This window comes from Paenibacillus xylaniclasticus, assembly GCF_004001065.1.
GTDB lineage: Bacteria > Bacillota > Bacilli > Paenibacillales > Paenibacillaceae > Paenibacillus_T > Paenibacillus_T xylaniclasticus.
In genome coordinates this window covers 97,807-110,997 of record NZ_BIML01000018.1, presented here as the reverse complement: position 1 = coordinate 110,997, position 13,191 = coordinate 97,807, and the positions used below count along the sequence as shown (strand labels likewise).

Below are 13,191 nucleotides of genomic sequence, written 5' to 3'. Positions count from 1 at the left end.
CCAGTGGTTCCCGTAGCACCCGTTGCTCCAGTCTCGCCAGTGGCCCCCGTGGCGCCGGTTGCTCCAGTTTCTCCAGTGGTTCCCGTAGCACCCGTTGCTCCGGTCTCGCCAGTGGTTCCAGTGGCTCCCGTTACTCCAGTTTCGCCAGTGGCACCCGTAGCGCCCGTAGCTCCAGTCGCACCGGTAGCTCCAGTCGCACCAGTTGCTCCTGTATCTCCACTGCCAGGTCCAGGCGGACCGGTTGGGCCAGTGGGACCGGTCGCACCCATAATGCCAATTCCGGTTGCGCCTGTAGGACCCGTTGCTCCTGCAGGTCCTGCGGGCCCCAAGTCCCCAGGCGGACCTGTTGCCCCAGTCGGTCCAGCAGGTCCTGGAAGTCCATCTCTACCAGGCGGCCCGGCAGGACCGGTCGGGCCAATTTGGCACGAGCAACCGAAAAAAATTGCTAGGTGATGCTGTATAGACCGAATGGATTGGATAAGAGTATCTTTCTTACTCGGAATCGTGTTGAACAAAAGAATGACCCCGCCAAGCTCATTTAGCAAGTCTTCGAACAATACGGCGGTTCCAAGAGGGGAGAAAGGGGATGTTTCGATGAGCGTAATTAAATTTTCCAGCAAAGCAAGCAGCGCTGCCTGCTGTGAGCTTGTGAAACTAATTTCGATAATCAACGAACGAAGTTCCCTCAATTCTTCGTCCAATTCTTCGATTTTCACATATGTCGGTGCAGTTAACACAAGTGGAACAAGCTCATAAAGGCAAACAAAATTTCAGTAAGGAGCTCCACTTGAGCATTGGTTATCGGTATCGTACCATTAGCCATCTCCTATCACCTCATATTTTCAAAGCTGACGGAAAGGCAAGCTGAGAGGGGACTGACTCATCCTCCTGCCAATCAACTAACCTTGGATGCGGATCGAGTATTGAGTCATATTGCTCTTTCCAACCGAATTGGGCTCCTGGGTCAAGTCTTTCATAACGTGCTGCTTTCAACCTTCTGTCGCTTTCACGCGCCCAGCCCCAATGTTTTAGCCGAAGCGGTGATAGAATGGAGGGCATATCTAGCAGATTACGAGGAAATCTTCCGCAGTGCTGACGGGCTTCATTCCATCTATACGGATAACCGGCAATATAACGCAGAAGGAAAGGCCGGTAAGTCCTATGAGCCTGCCAAAATGAGTCTTCTCTATACTGCGTCTCGTTCCAGAAATCATAAAGCCGAAAGCAGTATAATTGCGCACTTATATTATCGATCAGGCCGCGCACTTCATGCGTAAACCGATCTTCAAAATATTCATCTGCATCTAAATTCAAAATCCATTCCGGGTTCAATTGCACCGTCTTTTTCCATTGCAGCCGCCGAAGCTCGATCTCGTTCGCGAACATAGAATGTTCGTTGCGAACGTAGTATAGAGGGATGCCCTGCAGAAGATCATGAATGATGTCTGACGTTGCATCCGTACTGGCATCATCGATAATGACAGCAGCATCGATATATTCTCGGTGACGAATGAGAGCATCGCGTAGATATCGGCCTTCCTCATTAGCAGCAACCATAGATAGTACAAGCCGAGGCCTCATACCTCGGAGCAAAATCTCCGGAATCCGTATGGACGAGGCTGGCGCAGGACTCGATTCCCGCATAAACTGATGAGCATCAATCAACTCCGAGTCCCGGTAAATATGAAACGCTGGATAGTGGGTATCTACAGCCAATGATAGCCCTAGTGAGACTGCACGCACGCAAAAATGCCGATCTTCGCCCCATAAGGACAAGTTCGGAAGTCGTCGGAACGATATCGGTAATTCCAATGCCTCTTGACGAATAAGTGTACAAGCTCCAAGACCTCCAACCTCATACACGCCGGGGGTTCGAAGCTGTTCCAGCAGTCGGATTTGCGCTGTTTCTGCTTCCTGATCCCCAGGCGGGTGCTGCCAAGGCCAGTAGTGGTCTCTTAACCATACTTGAGGCAGTTGAGGGCTGTTGGGAGTCCATTTTGACCAGAAAATAGAGGATACGATTGAACGCTCTGATGCAAGAAGAGATTCGACGGTATTGGGATGAAGCAACAGATCGGAATCGACCAGAAACAGTGCGTCATATTGCCCATTGCGTGCAGCTTGCAGGAAGTCATCCTTCCAAATGGCAATTTGCTCGATCAACTCATCGTTCCAATAATGTGTTGTTTCGTCTCGACGATACGTTTGTCTTTGATCTTGACCAGACACAATCGTAACTCGAGCCGCTCCTTCTTCATTGATGGCATCTGATATTTGATGAAGCAGCAGGCTGGATTGCTGGTCTTCGTTGTCGTCGACGAACAAATAATCACATGTCCAACTGACCTGCCGCAATCGTAATAAGGACTGTAAGAACAAGGAGAGAATGTGGGGACTCTGCCGAATAGGGCTGGCTATTAGTATACGAGCTTGTTTCATCGCAAGTTGTTTCAAAACGTCACCCCCATACCGTTAGTCATATCGAAAGATATGAGCCATATATTAATGATATTCATCAATTCCAAAGGAAGTGGAACAGCATTAATAAGCTGCACGTACGATAAGGAAAGGGTGGACTCGCGATGATTGCGATTAGTTTATGTATGATCGTGAAGGATGAAGAGGATGTATTAGCTCGGTGCTTAAACTCCGTCCAAGGAATTGCCGATGAGATTATTATTGTCGATACCGGTTCCACAGATCGAACGAAAGAGATTGCCGCTTCTTATTCGAACGCGGTAATCTACGATTTTGAGTGGATCGACAATTTTGCCGCTGCTCGTAATTATGCTTTCAGTAAAGCAACTTTACCCTATATCCTGTGGCTTGATGCAGATGATATATTAACGGAGCAGAATCGGGACAAGCTGTTAGCTCTGAAAGGAACACTTTCCCCTGAAATAGATGTCGTCTCCATGGAGTACCACCTTGCGCAAGATGAGAACGGGAGAGTAACGAGCTTGCTTCGACGTAACCGACTGGTGAAAGCAAGCTGCGGATTTCAATGGATTGGAGCCGTTCATGAGTATCTTGAAGTTTATGGTGTATCCTTCGCTTCGGACATAGCTGTCACTCATGCGAGTGTTCGTCATGACAGTATCCGCAACCTGCGCATCTATCAGAAAAGACTAGCAGCAGGAGAGCAATTCAGCCCTCGGGATCTATACTATTTCGCCAATGAGTTGAACGATCATAAACAATATGAGCAGGCGATAACATATTACAAAAAATTTTTGGACACTGGAGAAGGATGGGTGGAAGACAACATCGCTGCATGCGGCAAATTATCCGATTGCTATGCAGCTCTAGGGCTTTCCGCAGAGTCTCTTGAATACGCGCTGCTGTCATTCCGTTACGGGACACCGCTTCCCGAATTTTGCTGCAGAATCGGGTATTGGCACATGCAGCGTGGAGACTATGAGACTGCAGCTTATTGGTATCGAGCCGCATTAAGCGCACCCAAGAAGGGTGAACGCTGGTCATTGCGCAATATGGCGTGCGAGAGCTGGCTACCCCATCTACAGCTTTGCGTCTGTTATGATAGACTTGGTGATTATAAGATGGCTTATATTCATAATGAACGAGCGCGTGAGTACCGTCCGAATAATGCTGCTGTGCTGCACAACAAACAATATTTAGAGCCTCTCATATTTCCATCGGATACAAAGGGGATTTAACAACCTCGTATTTATTTTGTAATAATTTTAGGTTTTTAAAGCTAGTACGATTTGTCGAAATATATTATAATCCTTCCATATTTTGCAGATGGAGCAGGGCGCGCTGGAACTAGGCGATTGAAGAAGAGAAGTGGAGGGCTTCGTTTTGTTGGATTTTATTACCGATTATCGTTGGTATTTTCTGCTGATCGCAGAAGGGGTATTCTGGATTACGCTGTTAACCGCTATTGTACTCAAGTATTGGTTCGATCAATCAAAAGCAGCGTTCTTTACATTCGTTATAACGCTCGTGAATGAGCTGTGGATTCTGTTCCTTGGTATCGTAGATGTCAATCAGATGAGCCAGTTGTCTGGTTTTCAAATTATTATCGTTATTATTCTTCTCTATACGTTATTTTTCGGCAAGCATCAGTTGAAGAGGGTAGACCGGTTTCTGTCTCGAATGGTAGCACGGATTAAAAAAATGCCGCCGCCAGTACATAAGGATGCGGTGAAATACGGGAAGGATAAGGCGATTGAGGAGTTTAAGCAATTCGGTCTACATGTGATCATGTTTCTAACGGCTCATGCTATCTTCTATGCATTCCTCTATTTTGGCAATCGGGATCAGTTCCCTGCTTTATTCGGTCAATGGATTCCATGGCTTCGAGAGCAATTTCAGCTTAACGAAGCTTTAGTCCAAATGAATAAAATATGGTCGGCTTTACTGCTGCTTGACGCTGTTATTAGCATATCTTATCTTATATTTCCGAAGAAGTCGGACGAACTGAAAAATCTGGATTCATAAAACGGCGATTCACTGGAATAATTCACCTGTTGATTTGAAGAACATATCTAATTAATATTATTAATTATTAATGTATTTAATAATTTCATAGTAGCCCTCATCCACGCAAGATGAGGTAGAGGTCGCGTTGTTGATGAGTACGTCGGAGGAAGTACAGTAAAGACTGATGATTCTGACGGAAAGGCACCATCGCCGAAGCGGTGCAGATTGCTGTCTGCTCTAGCTGGGGCCGTTGCCGAAAGGGACGGAACTGTCATGCTGTACGATCCGTAATACAGTATGTTGCGCTATCTTGCATCATGAGCATGGAGAGGGAATGGAGACTGCCTTCTTGATAAAGAAGGGCAGTCTTTTTGCGTTTATAGCTGTACATTTCAGAGCATCTTAAGAATAACATCTAGAGGGAGAGTACAGATATTGAAGCAGAACAAATTACGCAGAGGCTTGAAATCCCGTCATATGGCGATGATTTCGCTCGGCGGCTCAATTGGTACAGGGTTATTCCTGGCTAGCGGAAGCGCAATTCATTCCGCTGGTCCAGGCGGTGCACTGCTGGCCTACACCATTATCGGCGTCATGGTTTATTTTCTTGTGACTAGTCTCGGCGAAATGGCAACCTATATGCCGCTATCCGGAACATTCAGTACGTATGCGACCAAATTCGTTGATCCTGCGCTTGGGTTTGCACTTGGCTGGAACTATTGGTACAACTGGGCGATTACGATCGCGGCGGAATTATCCGCTGCTACCTTAATTATTAAATTTTGGCTGCCGGATAGTCCGTCATTTCTATGGAGTGCTGTATTCCTAGCATTAATGGTCGGCTTGAATTTGTTATCGGTCAAAGGTTACGGCGAATCTGAATATTGGTTCGCGATGATTAAGATCGCCACCGTTATCGTATTTATCGTCATTGGACTATTCATGATTGTCGGGATATGGAATGGCGAACCCGTCGGATTTCGCAACTTTACCGCCGGAGACGCACCGGTATCCGGCGGCTGGCTGGCTGTGCTAAGCGTCTGTATGGCAGCAGGCTTCTCGTTCCAAGGTACCGAGCTAGTCGGGGTTGCAGCAGGAGAATCCGAGAATCCGCGCGTTAATGTGCCGCGTGCCATCCGCAGTGTCTTTTGGCGAATACTGTTGTTCTATATATTGGCTATTTTCGTTGTGGGTATGTTAATCCCGTTTACAACCGATACGCTGGCGAGCGACAGTGTTGCGGCAAGTCCGTTTACGATCATCTTCGAGAAGGCTGGCTTAAGCATTGCGGCATCGGTTATGAATGCGGTTATTCTAACCTCGGTATTGTCCGCCGGCAATTCGGGAATGTATGCTTCAACGCGTATGCTGTGGGTGCTCGCTCGTGATCGTAAAGCGCCGAAGCGGTTCGTTATGCTTAACAGACGCGGCATTCCGGTATATGCTCTCATGGCTACAGCCGCTGTCGGCATGCTCGCTTTTCTGGCATCGTTCTTCGGTGACGGGCAAGTGTATATTTGGCTGCTTAATGCATCCGGTATGTCTGGGTTTATTGCTTGGCTCGGCATCGCCGTCAGTCATTATCGGTTCCGCAAAGCATATATTGCTCAAGGGGGCAGCCTAGACGATTTGCCATATCGCTCCTTATGGTATCCGTTCGGACCAATCCTAGCTGGAAGCATGTGCATGATTGTCATCATCGGACAGAGCATCAGCGCATATTCGGACGGGCGGATCGATTGGAGTTTTATGCTTGCGTCGTACATCGGCATCCCTTTGTTTCTGCTGCTCTGGCTCGGTTATAAATGGAAGTATAAGACCAAATGGCTCAAGCTCGAACAATGTCAGCTTGACTCGAACGTTGACTAGTACGAGTATTTTATGAAGCATAGAATATCGATGATGAGACGGCACGCACCTGCGTTAGCAGGTTCTTAGCCCTTGGCTTATTGGCTGCAGTTCCTCGTGAAGCTCAGACGATATCTCTGCCAAATGGGTGAAATGATCCCTTATTAACAGCAACAGCCTCCTGTGTATGAAGCCTTTAGGCATCAAATCAGGAGGCTGTTTAATTAATTCGATTCCGGATAAGGGAATAAGTCGACAATCCGAGCCGTCTGCCCGCTGGCGTTGACGAATACGACATGCTCACGCCGCAGCTCGCGCGGACTTGTTAAGCCGCAAGCGGCTGCGAGGGAGAACAAACCTTCTCTCATCTGCAAAATATAGTTCATGACGCGCCACTGTTTCTCTTCTGGAGCCAGCGCTTGCTGATATTTGGAGTCGGTCGTTGTAATGCCGGTCGGACATTTGCCGGTATGGCATTGCAGTGCCATAATACAGCCATTGGCCATCATAAAGCCGCGCGCGGAGCTGACGCAATCGGCGCCAAGCGCCAGTGCAATCGCAACTTTATCCGGTGTAACGAGCTTGCCAGAGGCGAAGATGCGGAACCGATCGCGTATGCCATATTTTCTAGCTGTATCGTCCAGAATAAGAAGACCGGCGTACAATGGAAGCCCCATCGAGTCAGCCATTGCCTTGAATGTGGCGCCCGATCCCCCCTCTGAGCCGTCTACCGTAATAAAATCGGGATAAATGTTCAGCTTGATCATCGTCTCGAACAAAGGCTCAAGCATCTTCGAATCGCCGACGACGATCTTAATACCAACCGGCTTGCCGCCTTCTTCCTGGAGCGTGGCAATAAAGCGAAGCGCTTCTTCCGGATTACGGAGCAGCTCGAACCGGTTGGGCGAATTGATCGATTTGCCAACCGGTACTCTGCGTGCGGCGGCGATTTTCTCGTTGACCTTCGAGCCTTCCAGATGGCCGCCACGAATTTTGGCTCCTTGGTGGAACTTGAGCTCGAACGCTTTGATGTTAGGGATCGCTGCTTTCCGCTTGTATTCTTCAATCGAGAATCGTCCCTCGTCATCTCGAAAACCGAACATGCCCGGACCAATCTGTGACACGATATCAACGCCAGTATCCAAATGAACGTCAGCTACGCCGCCTTCGCCCGTATTGATCCATGAGCCATCTGCCATCTTAGCGCCGCTGCCCGTCGATTGGATATAGTGCTCGCCGACGGAACCATAAGAGGTAGCAGAGGCACCGAACATCCCTTTCAGCCGCCAAGGATGTCGGCGATTCTCGCCAACGATAATAACATCGTCATCATGGAGCAGCCATTTTTTTACGGGCTCTTCGATCATTTTTTCTCTCCGAGTGAAGACGCCTTCGTCCGTGATAACATATTTTTTGCCGGGTACCGATTCCTCGTTATCGACTTGCAGCTCTTGCGCAAGCTTTGGGAACATTGCATTGGATAAGTAATATCCAGGCTTGTCATAATCGCGTTTGCCGCCGAACGAGATGAGATCCGTACGGTATTTGGCCGCAAAGACTAGACCGATGAAGTCTGCACGTGAGAACGGCCGGCCGTCTGTATCGTTATCAAACCAATACTGACGGAATTCCGGGCCCAGCTTCTCCAGCAGATAACGGAGCCAGCCGAGAATTGGGTGGGCGCGGATAATCGAATGCTTCGGCTTCCTGGACAGCATGAACAAATAGCCGAGAAAGCCGACAGGCACTAGAAGTAACAACACAACGATTAGAATGACGATGAGAAGTACATTGGACATTCGAAAACCCTCCAGCTGTTAATTGTTGTTAAGATATACCAGCTTTATTATCGCACAATTTCAGCAGGAGGAATGCTTAATTTCATTTTTTTCAAATTTTATATTTACCTGACCTTCATTTTTTGATACGATATTCGCAACGTTCAAATGCGATGAAGAGACGAGTAGATAAATACGATTCTTTCACAGAGAGCTCCATGAAGCTGAGAAGGAGCAAAGAATGATTTATTGAACAAAGACTCTGAGCAGCGCACCGGAAACCTTAATCGGGTGGGTGGTGCGACAGGAGCTCCTGTTACAGAGCTAAAGTATAAGCATTACAATCGTAATGCCGTACTTGAAGAGGCCGATGCGGTGACGTATCAGCGAATCTAGGGTGGTACCACGAGGATATTAATCTCGTCCCTGAGACTACGAAGCAGTCTTGGGGGTGGGATTTTTTTTCGCGCAAAGCAGGAAACTGCATCATAATCTCAACATAAGGTACATGAAGTAGTATCCATTGATTAGCGTTTAGCAGTATTGATACAATAAATATGCTTAGATGAAAGGATTGAATAGATCATGTCAGCAAAATTGAAAGTAGGTATCGTCGGAGGTACAGGCATGGTAGGGCAGCGCTTCGTCGAGCTGCTCGATCAGCATCCATGGTTTGAAGTTACAAGCATTGCCGCAAGCGCAGGCTCGGCAGGCAAAACATACGAGGAATCGGTGAAAGGTAGATGGAAGCTCTCTACACCAATCCCGGAAGCCGTTAAAAACATTGTTGTCAAAGATGCTTCGAAGGTGGAAGAGGTCGCATCTGAGGTCGATTTCATTTTCTGTGCTGTCGATATGAACAAGAAGGACATTCAAGCGCTGGAGGAAGCGTATGCCCGCACGGGAACGCCAGTAGTATCGAATAACTCGGCGCACCGCTGGACGCCGGACGTACCGATGGTTATTCCAGAGATTAACGATAATCATCTGGAAGTTATCGCTGCTCAGCGCAAACGTCTTGGAACGTCGACCGGCTTTATTGCAGTTAAACCGAACTGCTCGATTCAAAGCTATGTACCGGCGCTTAACGCGCTGCTTGAATTTAAACCGACTGAAGTTGTCGCTTCGACGTATCAAGCGATTTCTGGTGCCGGCAAAAACTTCACCGACTGGCCAGAGATGATTGATAACGTCATCCCATATATCGGCGGCGAGGAAGAGAAGAGCGAGCAGGAGCCGCTTCGCATCTGGGGTTCAGTAGAGAACGGTGAGATTGTTAAAGCAAGCGCACCGCTCATTACGACACAGTGCATTCGTGTTCCGGTGACAGACGGCCATCTGGCTACAGTATTCGTCAAGTTCGAGAACAAGCCTACGAAGGAAGAAATTCTTGCGCGTTGGGCGCAATTTGCAGGCAAGCCGCAGCTGCTTGAGCTTCCAAGCGCACCGAAGCAGTTCATTACGTACTTTGAAGAAGAGAACAGACCGCAGACGAAACTGGATCGCGATATTGAACGCGGCATGGGCGTATCGGTCGGCCGTCTTCGTGAGGATTCGTTGTACGATTATAAATTTGTCGGCTTGTCGCACAACACCGTACGCGGCGCAGCAGGCGGCGCGGTACTGATCGCTGAGTTGTTGAAAGCTGAAGGTTATATCCAAGCGAAATAATTACGATTATTCGGAATAACAGAATGGGCTGTTTCGTTTGTCATGCTGCATGACTACGGAACGCCCATTTTTTTACTCACCTCTTTAGCTGCTTCTACTAGGTAATGAAGTGTAATTGTCAATAATAAAATAGTATAATTTTGTCGGAAAATAAATTGGTAATTGTTATCGAAACAAGAAGGTATTAATCGAATAATGTCGAAATTGTCAGTAGGACTATAATAAGGAGAACTGACATTGAAGAGGTTTAGATTTGGGTTCATTTCTTTAATAATTACGATCGGTTTGTTAATCGGATTGTCGTCTGTCGTATACGCGGAAGGGAATCCACTTTATATCGACAGCTGGAAGCAAAGATGGGAGGTACAGCCATCAAGTCAGATCAGCACAGATTGGATATACGTTCAATTGAAGGATGGAATACCTCCTGTTAAGCCTCGTGATGTGAAAGCCCTCACAATAACGTTCGATATACCGGCGAGCAGCGAAGAACAGAGTCTATATATTCCGATGCTGCATGCCATGAATGTAACCATTACTTTTAATGAGACGACTATCTACACCAGTGTACGTGACTATACTTATGACCAGTATCGGATATTCACCTCGCTACCTGATCTTTCGAACGGCGGGGTCATAAAGATATATGCACAATCTGAAATCGATCGCATCGGACTACAATCCGGTGTATATATAGGGAGCCATGACCTTCTTGAAAGGATGAATGCACGAGCACATATTCGAGAAATTGCGTTCGGAGGTGCATTTATATTCGTAGCACTGGCTATGTACGCTTCTCTTTGGTTCTTGAAGAGAACTCAATGGGGGCTTTGGCTGACGCTTAGTACGATGTTTCTCTCCATTGGTGTCATGATCATCACCTATGAGCCATTTATTTATATGTACTTGAACTCTTTGGTCAAATGGCTCAATTATTTATTCGATATTGCGCTATTCTATTTTTTGCCTGCAATAACCTATTTTTTTGAACGAATATTCAGGCCGGATAAATCTCGAGTGTTGACGATTTTCCGTAAAGGACAAGTGATCTATTCATTGTTCTTGTACTGTGCATTAGTTATCCATATTATGACCGATGCTCGTTATCATACCATCTATTTTTTTCTGTCCGTTACATTACTCGGCTTCATTATGCTTGTTCAATTCCCGCTGATTGCGATTATTACAACTAAGTACGCAAGGCGAGGAAATCGAGAAGCAGTTATATTGGCCTTTGGGATCGGGGCATTCGCAATTGCCGGGATGGTTGACTTAATTACTTTCTATCTTCTGTCCATGAGATACGATTTATATTGGTGGAAGGTTGGCGCCGTACTGTTTTTTGTGTCATTACTTTTTCTGCTCGGGCGGCGTATGGCTGATAACCATAAGAAAGTCATTCAATATTCCAGCGAACTGCAGGATTACATCGGCAAAATGCATCAATCGGAAAAAATAGAGGTCATCCACGAGTTAGCACCATCTATTGCTCAAGAGGTGAACGAGCCTCTCGATAAGACGAAGGGGCTGCTAATGCAAATTGCGGGCAGAACGGAACAGGGGACGGAAAGCGGACATATTAAACTGGCGATCGAGGAGCTGGAGCGTGCATCATCAATCTTAAATGATTACTTCCACCTAATGGATACGGTGGACTCGGAGCAACATCGTCTACATATCCGAGACGAGCTTATCCAAGTCAGCGAAATCGTACAACCATATGCGCAGCTTCACGGCGGACTTATTGAGCTGGAAGCGGAAGATAATCTATATATTTATGGGAATCGAGATCGATTCAGACAATCACTGCTTAATTTAATTAAGAACAGCATTGAGGCGTTGAACGGTAAAGGGAACATTCGGTTAAGCGCATATAAGGAACGGGAATCGATTGTTATTGTTGTCGCTGATAACGGAGGAGGGATGGATGATGAGACGTTAAACCATCTTGGTAATGCCTATTTCACTTCTGGAAAAACATACGGAACAGGACTCGGTTTGATGACCACATTCCAGTTAATCGAAAGAATGAATGGAACACTCTCGTTCACCAGCCAACTCGGACAAGGTACGCAAGCCTTTATCCGAATACCTGCTGCTGATGGAATGGAATAACCTTCTGAAGCTAATAACGCGCCGGGCATTCGCTTGGCGCGTTAGCTTGTATGCGCATAGAGGCGCTGTTTATTATTAAGGCTCATCCGAGCATACATACAGGTATGAGCTAAGGAGAATGGATTGGTTCGGGCAATTAAGAACGGAACACTTATAAGGTAGTCCGACGGGAGCTTATATTACTCTCTTCTACTCGTTTTTACCAACCTTGTGTCGTTTGGCTGGCTCTTGCTTTGTCGACTTGTGGTGATGGTGGAATAACAAGATAGAAGCTGTTCGCCGTTTCTTCGACGACTGTCAGTTTAATATTCTCAGGAATTTCCACGCCAAATGCAGCATGAATGGCTGCTTTAGGATCTTCAAGAAGCTGTTTCTTGAAAACGGGATCGCTCCATGCTTTTTCAATGATCTGGGTCTTAAGAATCTGTTCTGCATTCGAGGACATGTCGGCAAGCACTCCTTATTAGTGGGTTATAGGAAAATTATACCCCACCAATATCGACAAATTCTACTAATAAAGTGCAAAATTCGCCATCCTCATATTATACTAAAAGAACTAGACCAAACATCCCGATTGTGTAATGGGAGAAGGGATCAGCCATCCAATCATCCCATTCCTTCATACGCTCGGGTTCATATGGATTATGCCCATACATAAGTGTTACAAGCTCCATATAGGCTCGCATGCTTTGCTTCATTGAACGTGTGCGTCCTTCTATCCGATAGGTCTCTAGGCGATCTCTTCTGAATCCTGCATAAGTTAGCTCAATAGATAGCACGTCTTGAAAGCGCATTAACGTGGAGACAGACAGCTTCCTTCGCGCCTCTAAGTATAAAGAATGAAAAAGAGGGAGTGCAGTTGCTCCGTTAGGATCGATACAGCTGTCGTCTACATCAATAATTACGATAGCAGAGCCAGGTCTCGTTCGTCGTCTCAACCATTGTGCGAAATGTTCTCGATTGGCGAGATGGAGGGCGGCGAGCCGGACGATAATGAGATCATAGACTTTATCGCTTTCATAGCTCTCATAAGCTATAGGAAGAAAACGAAGACCAGGAGCCTTCTCCTTCTGTTGAGCGTAATGGAAAATTAGCGGATCTTTCTCGAGTCCGACACAGTACAGCTGCGGATAGTAACAGCTTAGAAGAGATAAATAAGCACCGTTACCGGAACCGACATCGAGAACAGCTGGGCATGGATAGTTTAGAGTCAACTCCTTTAGAAGTGGCTGTAGCAGCAGCTCGTTCTCAAGCTCGAACAACCATTCCGTTGTAATGGTGAGCATTTGATCGAATAACTCGCTAGATTCGTTAACAGGAATCATATATATTT

General features: G+C 46.8%; 10 protein-coding genes, 1 riboswitch and 1 other annotated feature. Of the genes, 5 read left to right on the top strand and 5 right to left on the bottom strand.

Features of this window, described 5'->3' with window-relative positions; translation table 11 throughout:
* On the bottom strand, positions 1 to 737 hold a 737-nt coding region (locus PXY01_RS16010), incomplete at its 3' end, for a collagen-like repeat preface domain-containing protein (protein ID WP_218028228.1).
* Between the two features lie 97 nt (positions 738 to 834).
* Entirely contained in the window at positions 835 to 2,454 is a 1,620-nt protein-coding gene (locus PXY01_RS16005; protein WP_246027972.1) for a glycosyltransferase family 2 protein, read from the bottom strand.
* A gap of 128 nt (positions 2,455 to 2,582) precedes the next feature.
* On the opposite strand from PXY01_RS16005, the gene PXY01_RS16000 reads away from it, so the two are divergent.
* The 3 genes from PXY01_RS16000 (at position 2,583) to PXY01_RS15990 (ending at position 6,315) form a co-directional block, all read left to right on the top strand.
* Positions 2,583 to 3,677 carry a tetratricopeptide repeat-containing glycosyltransferase family 2 protein gene (locus PXY01_RS16000; RefSeq protein WP_127571076.1) on the top strand — a complete coding sequence of 365 codons (1,095 nt, stop codon included), beginning with the start codon at positions 2,583 to 2,585 and terminating at the stop codon, positions 3,675 to 3,677.
* A 145-nt stretch (positions 3,678 to 3,822) separates the two neighbouring features.
* Positions 3,823 to 4,464 carry a hypothetical protein gene (locus PXY01_RS15995; protein WP_127571074.1) on the top strand — a complete coding sequence of 214 codons (642 nt, stop codon included), beginning with the start codon at positions 3,823 to 3,825 and terminating at the stop codon, positions 4,462 to 4,464.
* Positions 4,465 to 4,572: 108 nt separating this feature from the next.
* Positions 4,573 to 4,762: riboswitch (Lysine riboswitch) on the top strand.
* A 161-nt stretch (positions 4,763 to 4,923) separates the two neighbouring features.
* The gene (locus PXY01_RS15990; protein ID WP_127571084.1) at positions 4,924 to 6,315 is read left to right on the top strand and encodes an amino acid permease; all 1,392 of its coding nucleotides are present in this window, start codon (positions 4,924 to 4,926) and stop codon (positions 6,313 to 6,315) included.
* A 203-nt stretch (positions 6,316 to 6,518) separates the two neighbouring features.
* Here the strand turns inward: PXY01_RS15990 and PXY01_RS15985 are convergent, their stop codons facing one another.
* Positions 6,519 to 8,093, bottom strand: coding sequence for an FMN-binding glutamate synthase family protein (locus tag PXY01_RS15985; RefSeq protein WP_127571072.1), 1,575 nt, complete (start codon positions 8,091 to 8,093; stop codon positions 6,519 to 6,521).
* A gap of 143 nt (positions 8,094 to 8,236) precedes the next feature.
* Positions 8,237 to 8,503 (top strand) — a binding site (T-box leader).
* Positions 8,504 to 8,657: 154 nt separating this feature from the next.
* Here PXY01_RS15985 and asd point away from each other — a divergent pair.
* Positions 8,658 to 9,743, top strand: coding sequence for an aspartate-semialdehyde dehydrogenase (asd, locus tag PXY01_RS15980; protein WP_127571070.1), 1,086 nt, complete (start codon positions 8,658 to 8,660; stop codon positions 9,741 to 9,743).
* 237 nt (positions 9,744 to 9,980) lie between these two features.
* On the top strand, positions 9,981 to 11,858 hold the full coding sequence (locus PXY01_RS15975) for a sensor histidine kinase (RefSeq protein ID WP_127571068.1): 1,878 nt from the start codon (positions 9,981 to 9,983) through the stop codon (positions 11,856 to 11,858).
* 199 nt (positions 11,859 to 12,057) lie between these two features.
* Here PXY01_RS15975 and PXY01_RS15970 read toward each other — a convergent pair whose 3' ends face one another.
* Together PXY01_RS15970 and PXY01_RS15965 are read right to left on the bottom strand one after the other, a co-directional pair.
* Entirely contained in the window at positions 12,058 to 12,303 is a 246-nt protein-coding gene (locus tag PXY01_RS15970) for an NHLP leader peptide family RiPP precursor (protein ID WP_127571066.1), read from the bottom strand.
* 97 nt (positions 12,304 to 12,400) lie between these two features.
* A complete protein-coding gene (locus PXY01_RS15965; RefSeq protein ID WP_164744458.1) occupies positions 12,401 to 13,183 on the bottom strand; it encodes a class I SAM-dependent methyltransferase in 783 nt (260 codons plus the stop codon).
* Positions 13,184 to 13,191 lie beyond the last annotated feature (8 nt).